Annotated in this window: 19 protein-coding genes and 1 pseudogene; 10 read left to right on the forward strand and 10 right to left on the reverse strand. The window is 67.7% G+C overall.

Annotation, left to right across the window (positions count from 1 at the left end; translation table 11 throughout):
• The 6 genes and pseudogenes from ON27_RS14925 to ON27_RS14950 form a co-directional block, all read left to right on the forward strand.
• The coding region (locus tag ON27_RS14925) for a helix-turn-helix domain-containing protein (protein ID WP_043726432.1) at nt 1-335 on the forward strand (335 nt) is incomplete at its 5' end.
• A gap of 121 nt (nt 336-456) precedes the next feature.
• A pseudogene (locus ON27_RS14930) lies at nt 457-942 on the forward strand (3'-5' exonuclease); the annotation flags it as partial.
• Between the two features lie 309 nt (nt 943-1,251).
• Nucleotides 1,252-1,782: an RDD family protein gene (locus ON27_RS41255; RefSeq protein ID WP_083887584.1), complete on the forward strand. Its 531-nt coding sequence runs from the start codon at nt 1,252-1,254 to the stop codon at nt 1,780-1,782.
• Between the two features lie 184 nt (nt 1,783-1,966).
• Entirely contained in the window at nt 1,967-3,193 is a 1,227-nt protein-coding gene (locus tag ON27_RS14940) for a hypothetical protein (RefSeq protein ID WP_169334508.1), read from the forward strand.
• Nucleotides 3,190-3,699 (forward strand): hypothetical protein, encoded by a 510-nt coding sequence (locus ON27_RS14945; RefSeq protein WP_043726440.1) that lies wholly within the window; start codon nt 3,190-3,192, stop codon nt 3,697-3,699. The genes ON27_RS14940 and ON27_RS14945 overlap by 4 nt, the downstream gene beginning before the upstream one ends.
• A gap of 22 nt (nt 3,700-3,721) precedes the next feature.
• A complete protein-coding gene (locus ON27_RS14950; RefSeq protein WP_043726442.1) occupies nt 3,722-4,279 on the forward strand; it encodes a DUF3558 family protein in 558 nt (185 codons plus the stop codon).
• 219 nt (nt 4,280-4,498) lie between these two features.
• Here the strand turns inward: ON27_RS14950 and ON27_RS14955 are convergent, their stop codons facing one another.
• Nucleotides 4,499-7,276, reverse strand: a complete 2,778-nt coding sequence (locus tag ON27_RS14955; RefSeq protein WP_043726445.1) for a DEAD/DEAH box helicase — start codon at nt 7,274-7,276, stop codon at nt 4,499-4,501.
• A 426-nt stretch (nt 7,277-7,702) separates the two neighbouring features.
• A complete protein-coding gene (locus ON27_RS14960) occupies nt 7,703-8,083 on the reverse strand; it encodes a nitroreductase family deazaflavin-dependent oxidoreductase (protein WP_043726448.1) in 381 nt (126 codons plus the stop codon).
• 53 nt (nt 8,084-8,136) lie between these two features.
• On the opposite strand from ON27_RS14960, the gene ON27_RS14965 reads away from it, so the two are divergent.
• Nucleotides 8,137-8,727 carry an NUDIX hydrolase gene (locus tag ON27_RS14965; RefSeq protein ID WP_051046604.1) on the forward strand — a complete coding sequence of 197 codons (591 nt, stop codon included), beginning with the start codon at nt 8,137-8,139 and terminating at the stop codon, nt 8,725-8,727.
• On the opposite strand, the gene ON27_RS14970 is transcribed toward ON27_RS14965, so the two are convergent.
• Nucleotides 8,728-9,408, reverse strand: a complete 681-nt coding sequence (locus ON27_RS14970; RefSeq protein WP_043726523.1) for a TIGR00266 family protein — start codon at nt 9,406-9,408, stop codon at nt 8,728-8,730.
• Between the two features lie 126 nt (nt 9,409-9,534).
• Entirely contained in the window at nt 9,535-9,903 is a 369-nt protein-coding gene (locus ON27_RS14975; protein ID WP_043726451.1) for an arsenate reductase family protein, read from the reverse strand.
• Nucleotides 9,904-9,995: 92 nt separating this feature from the next.
• Here ON27_RS14975 and ON27_RS42395 point away from each other — a divergent pair, with 92 nt between their 5' ends.
• Nucleotides 9,996-10,499 carry a nitroreductase/quinone reductase family protein gene (locus ON27_RS42395; RefSeq protein WP_157227194.1) on the forward strand — a complete coding sequence of 168 codons (504 nt, stop codon included), beginning with the start codon at nt 9,996-9,998 and terminating at the stop codon, nt 10,497-10,499.
• A gap of 9 nt (nt 10,500-10,508) precedes the next feature.
• Here the strand turns inward: ON27_RS42395 and ON27_RS14985 are convergent, their stop codons facing one another.
• Genes ON27_RS14985 through ON27_RS15000 form a run of 4 tightly spaced genes read right to left on the reverse strand, consistent with a single transcriptional unit; the run spans nt 10,509 to nt 15,178 of the window.
• Nucleotides 10,509-11,822 carry an aspartate aminotransferase family protein gene (locus tag ON27_RS14985; RefSeq protein WP_043726453.1) on the reverse strand — a complete coding sequence of 438 codons (1,314 nt, stop codon included), beginning with the start codon at nt 11,820-11,822 and terminating at the stop codon, nt 10,509-10,511.
• Between the two features lies 1 nt (nt 11,823).
• Nucleotides 11,824-12,870, reverse strand: coding sequence for a TIGR03842 family LLM class F420-dependent oxidoreductase (locus ON27_RS14990; protein WP_043726455.1), 1,047 nt, complete (start codon nt 12,868-12,870; stop codon nt 11,824-11,826).
• Nucleotides 12,871-12,903: 33 nt separating this feature from the next.
• Nucleotides 12,904-14,325, reverse strand: coding sequence for a dihydropyrimidinase (hydA, locus tag ON27_RS14995; protein ID WP_043726462.1), 1,422 nt, complete (start codon nt 14,323-14,325; stop codon nt 12,904-12,906).
• A 16-nt stretch (nt 14,326-14,341) separates the two neighbouring features.
• The gene (locus ON27_RS15000; RefSeq protein WP_043726463.1) at nt 14,342-15,178 is read right to left on the reverse strand and encodes a nitrilase-related carbon-nitrogen hydrolase; all 837 of its coding nucleotides are present in this window, start codon (nt 15,176-15,178) and stop codon (nt 14,342-14,344) included.
• Nucleotides 15,179-15,371: 193 nt separating this feature from the next.
• Here ON27_RS15000 and ON27_RS15005 point away from each other — a divergent pair, with 193 nt between their 5' ends.
• Nucleotides 15,372-16,103, forward strand: a complete 732-nt coding sequence (locus tag ON27_RS15005; protein ID WP_245559956.1) for a peptidylprolyl isomerase — start codon at nt 15,372-15,374, stop codon at nt 16,101-16,103.
• A gap of 106 nt (nt 16,104-16,209) precedes the next feature.
• Here the strand turns inward: ON27_RS15005 and ON27_RS15010 are convergent, their stop codons facing one another.
• Together ON27_RS15010 and ON27_RS15015 are read right to left on the reverse strand one after the other, a co-directional pair.
• On the reverse strand, nt 16,210-17,391 hold the full coding sequence (locus tag ON27_RS15010) for a cation:proton antiporter (protein ID WP_043726464.1): 1,182 nt from the start codon (nt 17,389-17,391) through the stop codon (nt 16,210-16,212).
• A gap of 5 nt (nt 17,392-17,396) precedes the next feature.
• Nucleotides 17,397-17,879 carry a cation:proton antiporter regulatory subunit gene (locus ON27_RS15015; RefSeq protein ID WP_043726465.1) on the reverse strand — a complete coding sequence of 161 codons (483 nt, stop codon included), beginning with the start codon at nt 17,877-17,879 and terminating at the stop codon, nt 17,397-17,399.
• 201 nt (nt 17,880-18,080) lie between these two features.
• Here ON27_RS15015 and ON27_RS15020 point away from each other — a divergent pair, with 201 nt between their 5' ends.
• Nucleotides 18,081-20,189, forward strand: coding sequence for an acyltransferase family protein (locus ON27_RS15020; protein WP_373282766.1), 2,109 nt, complete (start codon nt 18,081-18,083; stop codon nt 20,187-20,189).
• The last annotated feature ends 6 nt before the right edge of the window (nt 20,190-20,195 follow it).

The following is a 20,195-nucleotide window of genomic DNA, read 5'->3' on the forward strand; positions in this document are numbered from 1 at the left end:
GGCACCCGATGGTCACCGCGGCCCTGCACTTGCTACCCGCTCTGGTGCGCACGGGATCGGTGCGTGGCTCGGACGTCGCGCGGCAAGTGGGTATTCCGGCGCCCCGGCTGTCGCACCTGTTCTCCGAGCAGATGGGGATTCCGTTGCGCCGCTACATCCTCTGGCTGCGGCTGCACATCGCGCGGAATCGCGCGCTGGCCGGGGACGATCTCGCGGCCGCTGCGTGCGCGGCGGGTTTCTCCGATGGCGCGGATCTCGTCCGCACTTGCCGCCGGACCTTCGGGCTGCCTCCCTCGGTGCTGAGCGGCACCGGTGATCCGGTGCCGGAGGCGTAACCCTCCGCCCGACTGTCGGCTCACGCTAGCCCGACTCGCTCAACGTTCTTCGGTTGTGGTGTACCGCAATCCGCTGCGGCCGCCCTGCCGCCGTAATGCAACAACCAGCGGCGACAAGGTGAGGTCCGCGCGCACCGGCCCCAAACCGATTCTGCGCCAATGCGCTTCCGTCACCGAGGAGCTGCAAGCCGTCGCCGATCAGATCAACGAATGGTTGTCCGACCCGTCGGTCGAACCCTCCACCATCGCGGTGCTCACCCGTGGTGTCGGCGACCGCAGTCAATTGGTTCGCGCCCTCGCCGAGCGCGGCATCAGCGCCCGCGCACTCGACGAGAATCAGGCGATACCCGGACACGTCCAGATCTTGACGATGCACCGTTCCAAGGGGATGGAATTCTCCCGGGTGATCCTGACCGGCATCGATGAAGCCCACGTGCCGGCGAAAGCCGGTCTGCACGGTGTGCCAGAGGAAGAACTGAACGAGGCTCGACTGCGGGAACGGTCACTGCTCTACGTCGCGGCCAGTCGCGCGCGGGATCAGGTGGTCGTCACCTGGAGCGGGCGCAGGTCGGAGCTTCTCGGGGGGACGGCCGCCACCGCAGGCTGATCGAGCCGTCACAGGACTGGCTCGCGCCGGACCGGCTCTACGAGTTGATGGTCGCCTGAAGTGGCGTTGCGCCCAGCAAGAGGGGAACCGGATCGAGGTGAGTTGCGTCCAATCCTGCATGACCATCTCTCGGCCACGACTCATTCCTCGCTTCGACCGCCGGTTCAACTGGAGGGGCTGCGACCAGAGTGTCGACGCGTGGTGGGACTGGCTCCGCGACCGGAAATCCTTCTTCGAGTCCTCCGCTGCCTGGAGTCTGTCCATGTGTGTGTGCTTCGAGCCGTCTCGGGACTCACCTACTACGCTGCAATGGCCAGTACAGCAGGGGATCTCGATCGCATGAACACCGAGGACACCGATATTACGGAGACCATGACTGAAGAGACGACGGTTCGCCGCAGATCACCGCTCGAGGACTCCCCGCCAGTTCGGAACTCCTCGGAGCATCCTGCTACGGCTGGCGCCGACAACGAGTTGATGACGGGCCGACGGCCACCCGGTCGTGAGTCGACGCGGGTCGGCTTCGCGGTGCTCGCCGCCGCGTTCGTTCTCGACATGCTGCTACACATCGCCGTGGGCGCGGCGGTCTGGTACGTGACGGGGCGATCCCCGGACGCTGCCGTCTCGCCTATCGTGGCTGGCGTGGCAGCCGGTATCGCCGCCTCGTTCGTCCACCGCACGCTGTTGCAGCGGCTGTTCCGGACTACAGCGGGCAAGGCGATGTTCGGGCTGCGACTGCGGCAGGCCGACGGTGCCTACCCGAGCCTGTGGGGACTGGTCAAGCAGTGGTTCAACGGTGTCCTGGGCACGATCGGAGCAGCCGTGCAGCTTCTCGGTTGAACTGCCCGAACGCTCTCGGCGGTATCTTCGATTCCAAAGCATCCGGGCCGCAACGTGTTAGCTTCACTCTTCACACATCCGGTCGGCTGAGGGGGGCCGCCTCGCCAGCTTGTCTCCAAGACAACTGATTTCCGCTTCAAGGGCCGCTGTTGGCGGTCTGTACACCGAGTAAAGAGATGTGACATTGACCGAAGTATTCGAAGCGGCACCGGCCGAGATCGCGGGCATGTCGACCCTCATGGGGACGATCGGAACCGACCTGCGCAATGCCTCCGCCTACGTCAACACCCATGCCAGCCCATCCGACAAGCCTATGGGGCAGATCATCTCCGAGATCGTGCCCGCCTGCGGTGAACTGGTAGATTTCACAGTGCAGCGGTTCGCCGAGTTCGCCTCGATCACCACGGTTTCGGGCACGAATCTCAACCGTGCGGCCTGGATGTACCACGAGCAGGATCAGAAGAACTACGAGGCACTGAACCGGGCAACCCTCGAATACCCCACGACTGCCCCGACCGGCGCGAACGCCCCGGAGCAGGGCGTCACCGCCGCGTATGCGAACTCGGTGGTCTACACCGCTCCAACGATGATCTCGCTCGGACCTCCGGACACCATCGAAGAGGACCTGGTTCGCAAGATCGAAGAGAAGAGTGGTTGGCTGGGCGACTTCAATCAGGGCATCCGGCAGGCCACCAACAACGAGTGGAGCCCCCTCAACCAGCTCTTCGAGCCTCTGAGCGGCAACTGGAACGAACTCAAAAGGATTGGAGCGACTTACCGGATCGCTGGAGCTGCGCTCGAGGACAGCTCCAAGAACCTGTCGTGGGGCGTCAACAAACTCAGCGCCCACTGGGACGGCAAGGCGGCGATCTCCTTCGAGGACCACAGCCGAAACCTCAGCGCAGCCCTGGAATGGTGGGGACCGGTCGGCCGAACGGTCGACTTCGTGATGACCACACTGGTCCAGCAGGTCACCGACGCGTGCCTGGCCATCGCCAACAAGCTGAAAGAGATGCTGGAGGCCGAGGTCGACATCTCCGACGGCAAGAGTGTGGTCAAGGTGGCGCTGAAGAAGGTGCCGGTTGTCGGAACCGCCTATCAGGTTGCCAGCTTGGCCAACATCGTGCTCAGCGTCTGGAACACCATCAAACCGCTCCTGGAGAAGATCAAGAATCTGGTCACCTCCGCCAAGAACCTGCTGTCCAGCATCACCGGCAGTAAGAGCGGCGAACCTGGCAAGTTCGCGCGGCTCAACGAAACCCTCTCCCCGCTTACCCAGACCGCTGTCAACGCGCAACAGGCGGGGATCGTCAGCTCCGACGTCGCGCGAATCGCCGCTGGCGCCGAAACACAGCAGACGGCGCCCCAGCAGGGCTACGACGTCGGCGCCAACCCCTGGGAGAACGGATGATCGACCCCGATATCGACCCCGAGGTCGAAACACCGTTGCGAGCGTTCATGGCTTCGGCCACGGACCTGTCCACCGCGACAATCCAGCTCGAGAATGTGTCCCTGGACGACATCGTGCGACCGATCCAGGTCGAAGAGAACTTCATGACCTGGCTGGCCTCGGCTCCCGACGCCTCACCGCAGCTGCGCCAGTACGCCGCCCAGGTCAACGACGGATACTGCACGTGGCCAGAAATCGAAAAGCATCTGGGGCCGGACCTGCCGCCCGAGGTGGTGGCGTTGAAATCATCGCCGCACTACGTGTGGCCGTGGGCCGTGAGCGAGCCCGATCCCCCAGCGACCATGGCCCCGAGCGCGCCCCCGGCCAGCCCGCCGCCGCCCCGCCCGGACCAAACGACGCAGAGCCCGGGCCGCCGCCGAGTGCGGGAGCCCGATACGGTTGGGCCCAGCGATTGGCCGGACGACTTCGATGACCACCCCAGCACGCAAAGGAGCTGGCTTGTCTAGATTTGCCCGCACACAGCTCGCAGTGATCGCGTGGGCCGCGGCCATCCTGGCCATCACCGGATGCTCCGGCGCGGATCGCGATGCCGCACCGACGACCACCACAGCCGGCACGTCGATCTCCACCACCGCTGCCGCACCGAGCGTGAGCCCGATATCGGGCCTGGATGTGTGCACCCTGCTGACCCCGGACGAAATCTTCCACGCCGTCGGCAAACAAGGGCTGGCTCCGCAACGAACGATCGACGAAAAGCACGGCCAGGTAGTCGCGGAATCCTGCGACTGGGGCTCGGAAACAGAGGGACTGATCTCGGTGAGCTGGATGCGCGAACCGATCCCGGCGTGGGGGGAAGACGCACAGTCACGCGCGTTCACCGACGCCGTCGGCCGCCGCGTCACTCTGAATACCTGGGAGGGCAAGGCGTGCACGGCTTTCGCCGAAAGCGCCAACGGCAACATCGGAATCAACATCGTCCCATCCGATGCGTCCCTGACCGCGCAGCCTTCGAGCCCGGAAAACGATATCTGCGACCGGAACCGACCGGCGATCGTCGCAGCCTTCGAGCGAGCGCAGCGCGCATAGCGTCCGGACCGGCCGACACGGGCTCCGCGGAGGTAATAGCTCGGCGCCTCGTGACCGGGGCCAGAATCCGCGGAATCGTGCACGCCCCTCTACGCCGCGACGGTCAGGCAGGGAGGCCTGAGGCCAACCTGCGAGATGGCAAAGCGGACCGCACGCAGCGGATTGCGGCGATTCGAAGGCGCTGCCAGTCGTGGCCGGGGCGATCTTAGCTTCCGTATCTCAAGGCAGTCGGTCGAGGAACCTACGGACCTCCGCGGCCTCGCCGCTCCCGGTGGTCGGCAGGCGCAGCAGCTCGAAGTTATAGCGGCGGCATATCTCGTTCTTCAACGCGTCGCGGGCGAGCTGCTCCGGGATTGCTTCATGGGTGCTGAAGCCGTCGACTTCGATGGCGCCGATGTTCTCGTTGGTGATCCGGTTGTAGATGACGAAGTCGAATGACGCTCGGTTCCGGACGAACTCGCGCTGCCGCTCGTCGAGCCGGTCCAGGCTGCGCGGGAATACGTTTTGCAGGTAGACCTGCGGGTGTGTCGCGAGGTGGCCGTAGCGGGGTTCGGCGAGCACCTCCTCCAGCATCGTGAGGGCGATGTCCTCCGAAGGCCACGCGGTACGCCCCCACCCGATATGCGGGTGCGCGCGCCGCCGCTGCGTGTAGTCGGTGTACAGCAGGTCGAAGATCGACACCACATCGCTGTCGACGACTGCGTTGTCCGGGTCCCGGTATCGGATGTAGCCGATCAGATCGCGCAGGTGCCGACTCTCCGGCAGCCCAGAAGGATGGGTGACCAGGACGAACAAGCGCATCGCCCGGGATACCGCCACATTGATCAATTGGGGATCGTCGGCGAACCGCAAAGCTGCCCGGCTGCTGGGCGTGTCGTCCAGCACCGTGGTCATGACGACTGCGTCCTTCTCCCTCCCTTGGAATCGGTGCACGGTGTCGGACTCGATGGCCTCGATCAGGGCATCGGTCGCCTTGTCGGCCTGACGGCGATACGGAGTGGTGACTCCGACCTCGTGCGGCGGGATATCGGCGGATATCCACGGCAGGACCTCGTGCAGGATCACATCGATCTCCCGCTGATTGCTCCGTCCCGTCGACTTCGGGTCGTCGTCGCCGTAGATCCGGCGCATGTGGTTGCCAGAAACGGTTCGCACTACTGTCATCGGGGCGACGCCCGGTGTGCTACGCGTATACGGAATCAGCTTGCCACCGTAGAACTTCCGGTTGCAGAACTCGATGATGTCCGGATCGCACCGATAGTGCTCACGCAGCATCACCCGGTGCGACCGATCGTCGTACCGTTCGATGATCGAGGACAGGACGCTGCGCCGGTAGTCGAAGACCGGATCGGGTGCTGGAGGAGGATCGGCGAGGTTCTGCGTAACCGGCGGCAGCTGTGCCAGGTCGCCGACCACGATGAGGTTCCGTGCACACGCCAGTGCCGGGCTCACTGTCACCAGATCCACCTGTGAGGCTTCATCGATGATCAGGTAATCCAGCAGGGCCGAGCGTCCGATGCTGTTCTGGAGCGAATGGCAGGTACTCAGGATCACCGGGTAGTCGTGGGTGAACTGCCCGAATTGCTGCCGATACCGTGGGGTGTAGATCGTCCGGGACAGCGAGCCGTACCGGGTGCGCAGCGCGTCGCGGAGCAGCTGCTGGGACAGCCGCGCCTGTTCGGCCGATAGCGTGCCGAAATTTCTGCGCTCCAGTGATCTGCTCAGCTGCTCGGCCCGCCGCTCGAGTTCGGCGATCTTCTTCTCGTAATACAGGCGCTGAATTCGCAGCACGACGTCGATGTCACCCGCGTCGACGTGGCGCAGCGCCCGGTACTTGAAGTAGCGGTTCAGGGTGTCCACCATCCGTCCCCAGCCGCTGTCGCGGATCCAGCGCGGATCGGTGTCGGCGATGAAATCGAGCAGTTTGCCCGCGCTGTAGCGGCGCAGCAGTGGCAGGTTCTCGGCGTCCGGTACTTCGTGGCGGTCGAAGAACGACCGGAAATGCTGTTGCTCCAGCCGGTACGCGTGCAGTTCGTGGTGCAGCTGAGCGCGCAGAAGATCCTGTTCCAGCAGCGCGGCCAGGCGCCGGTTCACCTTTCCGAGTTCGTCCGCGGCGTTCGCGGCGGGTGTGGCGCCGGCGCGCAGCATCGCATCGACCGCCGCGTTGCGTGGCCCTTGGCTGCCGAAGAACTCCATCCGCTTTTCGGCGCGCCCTAGATTGGCCGCCACCATCCCGAAGCCTTCCTTGGTCAGCTTCTCGAAGACGTTGTCGACGGCGGAGTTGCTGAACGACACCACCCCCACAGTCGCGTCGGGCCGGCAGATGACTGAAGCGATGATGTTGAGGATCGTCTGCGTCTTCCCGGTGCCGGGCGGGCCGTCGATCACCGAGATCGGATACCGCAACGCATTCCGCACCGCGTCACTCTGGCTGATGTTGGTGGGGAACGGGTACACCGCCAACGGCATCTCGTCGTCCGGTAGGGGCTCGTTCGACGCCTGCTCGAGAATCCGGGTCAACGCGCTTTCCGGGTGAACGAAGCTCAGACTCTGGTGATTTCGGAGCAGGATGCCGGAATCACCGTTCAGTCTCTCCGCCACCATCCGCCAGTACGTCAGTACATCCTGCGAGCGGGGGGTGAAGGCAGCATTCGGCAGCACCTCCACACGATTCGCGCTGTAGGTGTTCCATTCGCCCTTACTGCGCACATGCCACCACGATCCGGCCTCCGGCGGTCCGGTGAACAGATAGGCCTCGGTCGCGTCCTTCGGGGATCCGTCGACGAACAACTGCGCCTGCCGCCCCAGTGACACCGGCACAGGACGATCGAGAATCGTCACTCGCTCCCATCCGAACGGGTAGCCCTTGGAACCGCGGAACCGCACCCGGACCCGGTCCGATCGCGATTCGTATTCGGTGATCTCCAGGGTCTTGTCCGCCGCGACCCAGTCCTCTTTGCGACGGATGACGACCGCGACAACCCGCGGATCGAGCATCGACCCCCCTTGTGTCCGCACCGCCGCGTGCGGTGCTCGATTTCCACGCCGCCCCGGCCACCGCCGGCAACTCGACGTCCACGCAGCGCACAGCCTACTTGCTCCGGTTGAAACGCATTGGCCCTGAACACTATTCGTTGCTCAGAATAGATTCCTCGGCAGCTCGGGCAGCTGGCCCTGCACCGCAAACCCCGCGCGTGCGTCAGCGACGCCACCCGATCCCCTCGGCCCGCACATCTCACCCCGTAGCAGACCGAGGAGCAGGCGTCTCGGTGCTACGTGACGCCGAGCCGGAGTACACCCGGGCGACCTCGGCAGGGCGACGCCAAGGATGTGTGAGCGAGTGCTGAAGAAGGTCAGCATCACTTCCACCGGGCCACCGAGCGACTCGGCTAGGTGCGCGCAGTAATTCCAGGCCGACGGCGGTCAGACCGCCGGATGGGACTCGACATAATACTCCGCCGAGATCGTCTTCAGTACCTGCCGGACACCGGACGGCGCCCATGCCACCGACGGGTCGTGCCGCACGACCGGATCGGTCAGTTCGATGACGCGCCCGCGGGTCTCCAGCGCGAAACCACCTGCCGCGCGGATGTTCTTGACCCAGTCGACGTCGCGGCCGTACGTCAGCGCGATCCGGTAGGCGCCGTCGCGCTCGAAGACCATGACCGGAGTGCGGTAGGAGCGCCCCGACTTCCGGCCCTTGTGCAGCACGATGCCGAAGCCGGGCGCCCGTCCCGCGACCAGGCCCGCGGTCGGGTTGGTGACATGCCGGTTGAAATTCGCCAGTGCGTGCGGAAGCACCATGGGCGGCGGTCCTCTCTCCCTGTGGCCTGCGGTGTGCACGTTACTCTGGACCGATGTCCGCTCCGCCGCAGCACGAGCAGCACGCCGTGGATCCGGGTTCCGAACCGATCGCGGTCTACGACGGCAGCGGCAACCTGGTCGGCGCCGCCGAGCGGGCCACGGTCTACCGCGACGGATTGTGGCATGCCAGCGCCGGAGTGCTGCTGCGCTCCGTTGACGGCGACCGGGTGTACGTGCACCGCCGCACCGACACCAAGCTCGTTTTCGCGGGCATGCACGATTGTCTGGCCGGCGGCGTCGTGGCGCCCGGCGAGGCGCCGCGCGACACTGCCCTGCGCGAATTGGCCGAGGAATTGGGCGTCACGCCGGACCCTGCCGAACTGTCCACCGAACCGCTGGCCGCGGTCTCGTGGGACGGCGAATGGGACGGTCGGCCGATGCGCTGCCACCTGTTCGCGTATGAATTGCGCTACGACGGGCCGATCCGCCACCAACCCGCCGAGATCGCCGCGGGATGGTGGTGGACCGACGCGCGGTTGCGCGCGCAGCTGGCCGATCCGGAGTGGCCCTTCGTCCCCGACACGCGTCTGTTGATCTCCGACCTGCTGGCCGGCGCCTCTCCCCCGGACCACGGCAGGCCGTGATCAGCTCGACGAGACGGCCGATCCGGCCCACGCGGCGAACGCGCCGGGATTGCGGGTCTGCAACAGCACCCGGCCGGGGCCGGTGAAGTCGAAGACGAATCCCTCACCGGACTTCAACGACTGGATGGATCGGCCCGAAACCGCCCGGCGGATGGTGAAATTCATCGCCAGGTCGTAGGCGACCACATGGCCGGTGTCGATCGTGATCGGCTCCTCCGGCTGCAGATCGATCACATCGATCGCGCCGAACACGCCCACCACGATCTCGCCCTCACCGTGCGCGCGCAGACCGAATCCGCCTTCGCCGCCGAACAGATTGGCGAAACCGCCCCATTTGCTCTCCACCTGCACGCCGTGCGAATTCGCGATCCAACCCCCGCGGCTGATGAAGAACGGCCGGTCCGGGGTGATCTGCAGGTTGAGCATGTCGCCGGGCAGCGCGGGCGCCACGTCGACCCACCCGCCCTGCGGCGGCGCGGTGAAAGTCGACACGAAGAACGATTCCCCGGCCAGCACCGACCGTTTCAACCCGGCCAGGATGCCGCCTTCGGCTTTGGCCTGCAACGTGACTCCCGCGGAATGGGCCACCATCGCGCCGCTCTCGACCCGCATCGGCTCGCCGCCGGCGAGGAAGCACCGCGCGATGGTGGAAGCGGGATTGTGGCGCAGTTGTACCTTCATGTTCGCCGACCCTACCGCCGCGTTCCGCATCGTGGAGCGGGTAGGAACACCACCGGTACGGCCGTGGTCGCGTACCGTGTCATCAGCCGCCGGTTGTCCGCCGTCCCGGCGAGCGGGGCGGTGCCGTCAGAGCAGGTCGCGCAGCGTGGCGTCGTCGCGGGCCACCACGGCCGCGCCGTCGGCGGTCAGCACGATCGGTCGCTGGATCAGCCGCGGGTGTTCGACCAGCGCTTCGATCCAGCGGTCCCGGTCGGCGGCGGTCCGCCCCCAACTCGCCATGCCGAGGTCCGCGGCGATCTGCTCGCCGGTGCGGGTGATGTCCCATGGTTCGGCGCCCAGCCGTCGCAGCACCTCGCGCAGTTCGGCGGCGGTGGGCGGCTGGTCCAGATACTTCCGCACGGTGTAGCCGATGCCCGCCTCGTCCAGGAATGCCGTGGCGTTGCGGCTCTTGGAGCACCGTGGGTTGTGCCAGATCTCTGCTTGCCCGGAAGTCATGCAGGCAGGGTACCGAGAGCGTTCACCGCGGCGGGCTGGCGGATCTCGGACGTCGCACCGCACCGGGCGGCGCGTGCTTCGATACTGGGTGCATGAGTGAACACGCGTCGCCCGAAAACCCTTACGGCACACCGACAACCTCCGGTCCCGTCCCCATCCCCTCGTACCAGGCCATGATGAACAGGCTCGTGCGCACGCTGTTGCGCGTCCCCGGCCTTTCCGGTGTCGTCGGCAAGCGGCTGATGATCCTGCACGTCGTCGGACGCAAATCGGGCGCGACGTACGACGTGCCGCTGGCCTACACCCGGCACGGCGACGCACTGCTGATCGGCACCGCGCTGCGGCCGTGGGTGAAGAACCTGCGGGCGGGCGATCCCGTGCGGGCCTCGTTCGGCGGCGCGCCGCGCACGTTCGACCCGGTCGTGCACACCTCCGAGGCCGACGTGCTGCGGCTCTACGAGATCATCGCGCGGGACAACAAGCAGAACGCCAAGTTCAACGGCATCGGGTTCACCGCGGACGGTTCGCCGTCGAAAGCCGACATCTACCAGACCTGGCAGCAGGGCGGCGTCGTGGTGGAACTGACGCCGCACTGAGCGGCCTGGTCAGCTCGCCCGGACGTAGCCGTCCGCTATCTCGAGCACGTCGTCGACGATCTCCAGGCCGATCCGCAGTTCGTCGGCGGTCGTGGTCAGCGGCGGCGCGATCTGGAAGCGGTTGCCCGCGTTGAACGGCCACAGCCCGCGCGCCTTCGCCGCCGCGGTGACCGCGGCCATCGGCTCGGCGTCCGGGCCCGCCGCCGCGAACGGGATCAGCGGCTCCCTGCTGCGGCGGTCGCGAACCAACTCCAGGGCCCAGAAGAAGCCGAGGCCACGGACCTCGCCGACGCTCGGATGCCGATCGGCCAGCTCCCGCAATCCTTTTCCGAGCACGTCGGCCCCCACCGAGCGCACGTGGTCCAGGATCCCCTCGCGCTCGAACACCGCTATCGAGGCGACGCCCGCCGCGCACGCCAGTGGGTGGCCCGCGTAGGTGAGCCCGCCGGGATACGCCACGTGGTCGTAGCGCTGCGCGATCCGCTCCGCCATCAGGACGCCGCCGAGCGGGACATAGCCGGAGTTCACCCCCTTGGCGAAGGTGATGATGTCCGGCTCCACCCCGAACGCCTGCACCGCGAACCATTCGCCCACCCGGCCGAACCCGACCATCACCTCGTCGGCGATGTAGACGATGCCGAACTCGTCGCACAGCGCGCGCACGCCCGCGAGGTAGCCGGGCGGCGGGACGAGCACGCCGTTGGTGCCGACCACCGTCTCCAGGATCAGCCCGGCGATGTGCTGGGGACCCTCCAGTTCGATCACTTGCCGCAGATGCGCCAGCGCGGCAGCCGTCTCTTCCTCCGGACCGGCCGTGCCCCACGGGGATCGGTACGGGTAGGGCCCGAAGAAGCGGACGACGTCGACGTTGGTCGGCTCCGCACCCCAGCGGCGCGGTTCACCCGTCAGGCCGATCGCGACGCCCGTTCCGCCGTGGTAGGAGCGGTAGGCGGCGAGCATCTTGCTGCGTCCGGTGTAGCTGCGCGCCAGGCGTACCGCGTGCTCGACGGCTTCCGCACCGCCGGTGGTGAACAGGATCCGGTTCAGCTCGCCGGGAGCCCGCTCGACGATCAACCGCGCCAGCTCGCTGCGCACGTCGTTGGCAACCGTCGGCGAGATCGTCGCCAGCCGCTGCGCCTGTGCGACGATCGCGGCCACGATGTCCGGGTGCTGGTGACCGATGTTCACGTTGACCAGCTGGGAGGAGAAGTCGAGGTAGCGCTTGCCGGTGTCGTCCCAGAAGTACGAGCCGAACGCGCCGGTGATCGGCGCGGGGTGTAAATCGGCCTGGGCGCTCCATGGGTAGAAGACGTGGTCGGCCATGTCAGGCGCCCCCTTCGACGGACTGGGTGGCGGCCACGAGGGAATCGAGACTCGGCAGCACCGATTCACCGTACGCCTGCAGCGTCGCGGTCTTCGCGTCGTGCTGGAGGTAGACGGCGAATTGGTCCACGCCGAGGTCGGCCAGCTCGCGCAACCGGGACAGGTGCTCGTCGGCGGTGCCCAGCAGGCAGAAGCGGTCCACGATGGCGTCGGGCACGAACTCGGCGTGCACGTTTCCCGCGCGTCCGTGCTGGTTGTAGTCGTAGCCCCGCCTGCCTTCGACGTAATCGGTGAGCGCGGCCGGGATATCGCTTCCCTTCCCGTATTTCGCCACGATCTCCGCGACGTGATTGCCGACCATCCCGCCGAACCATCGGCACTGTTGCCGTGCGTGCGCCAGCGCCTCGGCCGTCCCGTCGGTGACGTAGGCCGGCGCGGCGACGCACATCCGGACCGCCGCCGGGTCCCGGCCCGCGCGTTCGGCCGCCGCGCGCACCCGCGCGATGGTCCAGGCCGTGATGTCCGGGTCGGCCAATTGCAGGATGAACCCGTCCGCGACCGCACCGGTCAGGTCCAGCGCGCGTGGCCCGTAACCCGCCACCCACACCTCCAGCCGCGAGTCGGCCGCCCACGGCAATCGCACCACGGTGTCGCCCACCCGGGCGCTGCGCCCGTTGCCCAGTTCCCGGATCACCTCCACCGATTGCCGCAGCGTGGCCAGTGTGGCCGGTTTCCGGCCCTGGGTGCGCACGGCAGAATCGCCGCGGCCGATGCCGCACAGCGTGCGGTTGCCGAACATCTCGTTGAGCGTGGCGAACGCCGACGCGGTCACCGTCCAGTCCCGAGTGGCCGGATTGGTCACCATCGGACCGACCATCACCTTGCGGGTGGCGGCCAGGATCTGGCTGTAGATGACGTAGGGCTCCTGCCAGAGCAGATGCGAGTCGAACGTCCAGACGTGGGAGAACCCGTACGTCTCCGCCAGCCGGGCCAGTTCGATCACCCGCGAGGCCGGGGGCGTGCATTGCAGCACCAGACCGATGTCCATGCGGCGCTCTCCGTTCGAGGATGGGATGGGGCGTCAGATCAGGTTCTGTGACAATTCACGGGCGACGAATCGGCCGTGCCCGGCGGCGCCGAGATAGACGCCGCCGTCGACGATCACCCGGCCGCGGGACAGCACCGTGTCCACGTGCCCCTCGATCTCGAATCCCTCGTAGGCCGAATAATCCATGTTCATGTGGTGGGTCTTGCCGATTCCGATGCTGGTGTGACCGCGCGGGTCGTAGATCACGATGTCGGCGTCCGCTCCCGGGCTGAGCACGCCCTTGCGCGGATACATCCCGAACATCCGGGCAGGCATGGTGCAGCAGACCTCGACCCAGCGTTCCAGCGAGATACGGCCGGACCGGACGCCCTGGAACATCAGATCCATCCGGTGCTCGACACCGCCGATGCCGTTGGGGATCTTGCTGAAGTCGCCTCGTCCCCGCTCCTTCTGGTCTTTCATGCAGAACGGACAGTGGTCGGTGCCGACGGCCGTGACATCACCGGTGCGCAGGTAACGCCAGAGCTGCTCCTGATGCCCTTCGGCCCTCGCGCGCAGCGGTGTGGAGCAGACCCATTTGGCGCCCTCGAAACCCGGTGCGCCGAGCTGGTCCTCGAGCGAGAGGTACAGGTACTGCGGGCAGGTCTCGCCGAAGACGTTGCGCCCGGCGCCACGGGCCGCGGCGATCTGCGCCAGCGCCTGCTCGGCCGAGACGTGCACGACATACAGCGGCGCGCCGGTCAGCTCGGCCAGCATGATCGCGCGGTGGGTCGCTTCCTCCTCCAGCTGCCACGGCCTGGTCGTGCCGTGGAAGTACGGCGCGGTGTCCCCGCGCGCGAGCGCCTGCTCGACCAGCACGTCGATGGCGATTCCGTTCTCCGCGTGCATCATCACCAGTGCGCCCAGCTCCGCCGCGGACTGCATGGCGCGCAGGATTCGGCCGTCGTCGGAGTAGAAGACACCCGGGTAGGCCATGAAGAGTTTGAAACTGGTGACCCCTTCGGCCACCGATTCGCTCATCCCCTTCAGCGATTCGTCGTTCACCTCGCCGATGATCTGATGGAAGCCGTAGTCGATCGCGCACTGTCCGTCCGCCTTCCGGCGCCAGGCGGCGAGAGTGTCCTGGACCCGCTCCCCCGGCTTCTGGACCGCGAAGTCGACGATCGTGGTCGTGCCGCCCCACGCGGCGGCACGGGTGCCGGTCTCGAAAGTGTCGGAGGCTTCCGTCCCGCCGAAGGGCATCTGCATGTGGGTGTGGCCGTCCACGCCGCCGGGGATCACGTATCGGCCGGTCGCGTCGAACACCCGATCGGCGGAGGCAGCGAGGTCCGCTCCCAATGCGGTGCAGCCGGGCCGCAGGACAGCGGCGACGGTCTCGCCGTCGACGAGCACATCGAGCGGTTGCGAGCCGGTGGCGCAGACCACCGTGCCGCCGTGGATGAAAGTGCGCGCCATCTCGTTCTCCCCGCTCTCAGGGGGCCGTCAGCGGCCCGTAGGCGTCCGGGCGGCGATCGCGGTAGAAAGCCCAGCGGTCGCGCACCACCTTGATCAAATCCAGGTCCAGATCGCGGACGATCAGCTCGGGGTCTAGGTCGGAGGCGACGTCGCCGACGAACTTGCCCTCCGGGTCGACGAAATAGCTGGTGCCGTAGAAGTCGTCGTCGCCGTACTCCTCGACACCGACCCGGTTGATGGCGCCGACGAAGAATTCGTTGGCCACCGCGGCTGCCGGTTGTTCCAGCTTCCAGAGGTACCCGGACAGGCCCCGGGAGGTGGCGGACGGGTTGAACACGATCTCGGCGCCCGCCAGGCCGAGCGCGCGCCACCCTTCCGGGAAGTGGCGGTCGTAGCAGATATAGACGCCCACCTTGCCGACGGCGGTGTCGAACACCGGCCAGCCGAGATTGCCCGGCCGGAAGTAGAACTTCTCCCAGAATCCGTGGACGTGCGGGAGGTGGTGCTTGCGGTACTTGCCGAGATAGCTGCCGTCGGCGTCGATCACCGCCGCCGTGTTGTACCGCAGGCCCGGCTGTTCCTGCTCGTAGACGGGCAGGATCAGCACCACGCCCAATTCCCGCGCCAACTCCGCGAACCGCTCGGTCGTCGGACCCGGGACCGATTCGGCGTACTCGTGGAACCGCGTGTCCTGCTGCTGACAGAAGTACGGCCCGTAGAACAACTCCTGGAAGCAGAGCACCGACGCCCCCCGCGCGGCGGCCCGGCGCGCGTAGTCCTCGTGCGCCTCGATCATCGACTCTTTGTCACCGGTCCAGTTCGTTTGGACCAGCGCCGCTCGAACGATTCCCATGCTTCGTTATACGTCACCAGGAACAAATCCTGTTGTCCAACAAGTTGCCGGGAACATTTTGTGGCCGATCTGCGGCCATCGCGATCTGCGCACACCGGGCAATCGAGCCGTACCACCCCGCCACGCGAGGGGAGATGGAATGATTCGCGCTGCATCGTCCGGTGCACGATTCCAGCGAAGGAGATTTTCAGCGGTGAGCAGCGAAGTGCAAGCGCGAGAACTCGTCAACGGCCGGCGCGCGGGGCGCCGGGGTCTATCGTGGCGATCGCTGCGGATCCTCGGGGTCCTGGCCGTCGGCGTGACGCTGGTGGCGTCCGCGACGGGAGTCGTCTCGGCGACCCCGGCACCGGCTCGGGAGCAGGGGCCGGCCCGCTGCGCCGCGCCGGCCGCGGGACAGCCGAACGGCAAGCAGTGGCCCGCCGAACCCGGCATGACCATCGACACCAACGCCGGATACACGGCGACGCTGGCCACCTCTTGCGGCACCGTGACCATCGCCTTGGACGCGGCCCGCGCGCCGCGCACGGTCAACTCGTTCGCGTTCCTGGCCGGTGAGCGGTTCTTCGATCACACGAAGTGCCACCGGATGACCACCGAGGGCATCTTCGTCCTGCAGTGCGGCGACCCCACCGCGACCGGTATGGGCGGCCCCGGCTACTTCTTCCCCGACGAGAACCTGGCGGGAGCCACCTACCCGGCCGGCACGGTCGCCATGGCGAACGCCGGGCCGGGCACCAACGGCAGCCAGTTCTTCCTGGTCTACCGCGACGCGCCGCTGCCGCCGAACTACACCCCGTTCGGGCGGGTCACCGCGGGCATGGAGGTCCTCTCGTCCATCGCCGCCGCCGGCGTGCAGGACGGCTCGGGTGACGGTGCGCCCGCCGTCGACGTGGTGCTCGATTCCGTCGCCGTCGTGCGCAACTGAATCCGACCGCCCATGGTGGCGACGATCGGTCGCCGCCATGGGCGTCAGCCGGCTCGGTCCGGAGCCCGGTCAATCGCCCGCGCGCCGGAGGTCCTGGACGATTCGGTCAGGACACCCCGGTGCGCCGCCGAAGGACCAGCGCCATGACCGGCTCGACGAACCGGCTCGCGATCGGCCCGAGTACCGCCATCAGCAGCACGTAGGTGGTGGCCAGCGCGGCGAATTCGGCGGGCACCGCGCCCGCGGCGACGGCGAGGCCCGCGATGACGATCGAGAACTCGCCGTGGGCGACCAGCGCGGTGCCCGCCCGCGCCCGGCCCATGCGGCCCGCGCCGGCCCGTTTGGCCGCCCACCATCCGGTGGCGATCTTGCTGACCGTGGTGACCAGCGCCAGCAGGCACGCCCAGCCCAGTACCGGCGGAATGCTCGCCGGGTCGGTGCTCAGGCCGAACAGCACGAAGAACAGGGCGGCGAACAGATCGCGCAGCGGCTCCAGGATCTTGGTGGCGTTGTGCGCGGTCGAATCCGAGATCGCGATGCCGAGCAGGAACGCGCCGACCGCCGCGGACACCTGCACCGCGGAGGCCACGCCCGCGACCAGCAGCGCGGAGCCGAGCAGTTTCAGCAGGAAGATCTCCCGGTCCTCGCTGTCGACGATCGCGGAGACGTAGCGGCCGTAGCGCAGCGCGACGACGAGCACGACGGTCACCGCGGCCAACGCGATCGCCAGCGTCTTCATCCCGGCGAGCAAGCCCATCCCGGCCAGCACCGCCGTCAGCACCGGCAGGTATCCGGCCATCACGAGGTCTTCGAACACCAGGATGGACAGCACCACCGGCGTCTCGCGGTTACCGAGCCTGCCCAGATCGTTGAGCACCTTCGCGACGATGCCGGAGGACGAGATGTAGGTCACCCCGGCCATCGCGATGGCGCCGGTGAAACCCCAACCGAGCGCGAACGCGACCAGCACGCCCGGAGTCGCGTTGAGCACGAGGTCCAAGACGCCCGCCGCCCACGACCGGCGCATCCCCGTGACGAGTTCCGAGGCACTGTATTCCAGGCCGAGCAGCAACAGCAGCAGGACGACGCCGATCTCGCTGGCGAGATGGATGAAGTCGTCGACCTGCCGCAATTCGACCAGGCCACCGGTCCCGAACACCAGGCCGCCGACCAGGTACAGCGGGATGGGCGACATGCCGATGCGCGCGGCGATGCGCCCGAGCAGGCCGAGGCCGAAAAATACCGCGCCCAGCTGGATCAGCGCGAGCGCGGTCTCGTGTGCCACCATGCCGCTCAGCCGTCTGACAGGATCTTGGCGGCGGCCTCGAGGCCCTCCACGGTGCCGACGACGACGAGCACGTCACCGGCGGTGAAGGTCCAGTCGGGCCCCGGCGAGGGAATGGGCTGCCCGCTGCGCACCACGGCGACGATGGACGCCTTCGTCCGGGTGCGCATCTGGGTCTCGCCCAGCCTGCGTCCGTCGAAGCGCGACCGGTCCGCGATGGACAGCTGCCGGGTGGTCAGGCCGGTGAACTCGCGATGCTCCTCACGCAGCTGTTCCACCAACTGGGGCGCGCCGAGCAAGCTGGCCAGCACGGCGGCCTCCTTCCCGGACAGCGGCACCTGTTCGGTCTCGTCCGGGTCGTCGGGTTTGCTCATGATGAGATCCATCGTGCCGTCGCGGTGATCGATCACTCCGATCCGGCGTCGTGTATTGGTCAGCGGAAAATCTTTGCGCACACCGATACCCGGCAGGGGTGTCACCTCAACGTTCACGACTCCACCCTATCGACCCTGGCATTACAGCCGATGGACAGGTGACCGAATTGTCCGTATCGCTCGGCTGCGCCGCCCCGCCCAGGCCAGGTGAGTTGGACCGCGCTTCACCCCCCGTGGTAAGAGAAATGACGTGTCCCGTACATCGCCTCGTGGCCGAGCCGTCCACTTCCGGTGCGGCCACCGCGCGGTGCGAGTCCGGTGACGGTCGCGCGAGCGGTGAACCGATTGCTTCGGCCAGGTGCGGCCGCCACCGCGGCGGCCGCGCCGCAGCTGCCGGGCGGCGGGTACCGGCACGATCTGGACGGCCTGCGTGGCGTGGTGATAGCGCTGGTCGTGGCGTTCCATATCTGGTTCGGCCGGGTCTCCGGCGGGGTGGACGTGTTCCTGGTGCTGTCCGGTTTCTTCTTCACCGGCTCGCTGCTGCGCGGCGTGGAGTCCACCGGCATGGTCCGCTTCGCGCACACCGCTGTCCGGCTCGCCCGCAGGCTGCTGCCCGCCCTCGTGACGGTGCTGGCCGCCGTGGTCACGGCCACCGTGCTGCTGCGCCCGTTCACCCAGTGGGGCGAGATGGCGGCGCAGACGCTGGCGTCGTTGCTGTACTACCAGAACTGGTATCTGGCACTGTCGTGGTCGGATTACCTCGCCGCCGATCCGTCGGTGAGCCCGCTACAGCACCTGTGGTCGATGGCGGTGCAGACGCAGTTCTACCTGCTCGCCTTGTTCGGTGTGGCGACGGCGGCGCACCTGTGCCGGCGATTCGCGGGTCCGGCAGCGCTGCGCCCCGTCCTGGCGGCCGTCCTCGCCACCGGAACGGTCGCCTCGTTCGCCTATGCCGCGCACGGCACCACCGTGCACCAAGGCTGGAATTACTACGACAGTTTCGCGCGCGCCTGGGAACTTCTGGCCGGCGCGCTGCTGGCCACCCTCGCGCCTTGGCTGGCGCCGCCCCGCCTGGTGCGGGTGGTGGCGGCCGTCCTCGGTTCGGCCGCCGTGCTCGCCTGCGGTTGGCTGATCGACGGCGCCGACCGGTTCCCAGGGCCGGCGGCGCTGGTCCCGGTAGGCGCCGCAGCGGCGTTGATCGTGGCGGGCAGCAACCTGACCGCCGCCGAGCTACCGCTGCCCAATCGGCTGCTGGGCGCGGCGGCCGTGGTGCGTCTGGGTGAATTGTCCTATGGGCTGTATCTGTGGCACTGGCCGATCCTGATCTTCGTGCTGGCGCGGACCGGAGCCGCGACCGCAGGGCTCGTCGGCGGCCTCGCGGTCGTCGGGGCGTCGCTGGTGCTCGCCTTCCTGACCAACCGGTTCGTGGAGGAGCCACTGCGGATGCGGTCGGACCGCTCGGCGCAGGACACTCCCGTCCGCAGCGTTCGCACCGGCCGGTTCATCGCGGCGCTCGGCGTCACGGTGTTCGCGGTCGCGGTCGGCGAGCAGGTCGCGACCAGAGCGAATCCGCCGCGGGCGGTCGCCTTCCTGGACCCGGACCCCTATCCGGGGGCGGAGGCGCTGGCCAGTGGTGCGAGCACGCCGGAGGCGCCGATGCGTCCGACCGTGTACGAAGCGCCCGCCGACGCCGCCTACCCGTCACGCGACGGCTGCATCGCCGATTGGGACACCCGCGACGTCATCACCTGCACTTATGGCGATCCCGACGCGCAGCGCACCGTCGCCGTGGCGGGCAGCTCGCATGCCGAGCACTGGGTGCCCGCCCTCGACCTGCTCGGCCGCGAGCACGCCTTCCGGGTGCAGGTCTACCTGAAGATGGGCTGCCCGCTGACCGTGGCCGCCGAGGCGATGTACAAAGGCGAAGCGATCCCGGACTGCCGGGATTGGTCGGTGGAGGTGATCGACCGTCTCGGCGTGGCACGACCGGAGTGGGTCTTCACCACGGCGACCCGACCACGTGACGGCGCCGGTGACGAGACGCCGGCGGACTATCTGGACGTCTGGACCCAACTGGCCGACCGGGGACTCAACGTGCTCGCCATCCGCGACACACCTTGGCTGCGCCGCGACGGTGTGCGGTATCGCGCCATCGATTGCCTCGCTCAGCAGGGCGACCGGATCAGCTGCGGGATGCCGCGCGCGACCGCGCTGGACGAGGTAAACCCCGCTCTGGAATTCGCCGCCTCGTTCCCCAACGTGTTCCCGGTGGACTTGTCGGACGCGTTGTGCGGACCCGTGGTGTGCGCGGTCACCGAGGGCAACATCCTGATCTATCACGACGAGCATCACCTCACCGCCAGCTATTCGCGGTCGCTGGCGCCGGAACTCGGCAGGCGCCTGTCGCCGATCCTCGGCTGGTGGTGATGCGGA

The organism is Nocardia asiatica NBRC 100129 (assembly GCF_000308415.1).
Lineage (GTDB): Bacteria > Actinomycetota > Actinomycetes > Mycobacteriales > Mycobacteriaceae > Nocardia > Nocardia asiatica.

What these genes read in the sequence shown, in the direction of transcription:
- ON27_RS41255 (WP_083887584.1), top strand. Translation starts at nt 1,252, where the DNA reads ATGGCCAGTACAGCAGGGGATCTCGATCGCATGAACACCGAGGACACC.
- ON27_RS14945 (WP_043726440.1), top strand. Translation starts at nt 3,190, where the DNA reads ATGATCGACCCCGATATCGACCCCGAGGTCGAAACACCGTTGCGAGCG.
- ON27_RS14955 (WP_043726445.1), bottom strand. Translation starts at nt 7,276, where the DNA reads ATGCTCGATCCGCGGGTTGTCGCGGTCGTCATCCGTCGCAAAGAGGAC.
- ON27_RS14960 (WP_043726448.1), bottom strand. Translation starts at nt 8,083, where the DNA reads ATGGTGCTTCCGCACGCACTGGCGAATTTCAACCGGCATGTCACCAAC.
- ON27_RS14965 (WP_051046604.1), top strand. Translation starts at nt 8,137, where the DNA reads ATGTCCGCTCCGCCGCAGCACGAGCAGCACGCCGTGGATCCGGGTTCC.
- ON27_RS14970 (WP_043726523.1), bottom strand. Translation starts at nt 9,408, where the DNA reads ATGAAGGTACAACTGCGCCACAATCCCGCTTCCACCATCGCGCGGTGC.
- ON27_RS14975 (WP_043726451.1), bottom strand. Translation starts at nt 9,903, where the DNA reads ATGACTTCCGGGCAAGCAGAGATCTGGCACAACCCACGGTGCTCCAAG.
- ON27_RS42395 (WP_157227194.1), top strand. Translation starts at nt 9,996, where the DNA reads ATGAGTGAACACGCGTCGCCCGAAAACCCTTACGGCACACCGACAACC.
- ON27_RS14985 (WP_043726453.1), bottom strand. Translation starts at nt 11,822, where the DNA reads ATGGCCGACCACGTCTTCTACCCATGGAGCGCCCAGGCCGATTTACAC.
- ON27_RS14990 (WP_043726455.1), bottom strand. Translation starts at nt 12,870, where the DNA reads ATGGACATCGGTCTGGTGCTGCAATGCACGCCCCCGGCCTCGCGGGTG.
- hydA (WP_043726462.1), bottom strand. Translation starts at nt 14,325, where the DNA reads ATGGCGCGCACTTTCATCCACGGCGGCACGGTGGTCTGCGCCACCGGC.
- ON27_RS15000 (WP_043726463.1), bottom strand. Translation starts at nt 15,178, where the DNA reads ATGGGAATCGTTCGAGCGGCGCTGGTCCAAACGAACTGGACCGGTGAC.
- ON27_RS15010 (WP_043726464.1), bottom strand. Translation starts at nt 17,391, where the DNA reads ATGGTGGCACACGAGACCGCGCTCGCGCTGATCCAGCTGGGCGCGGTA.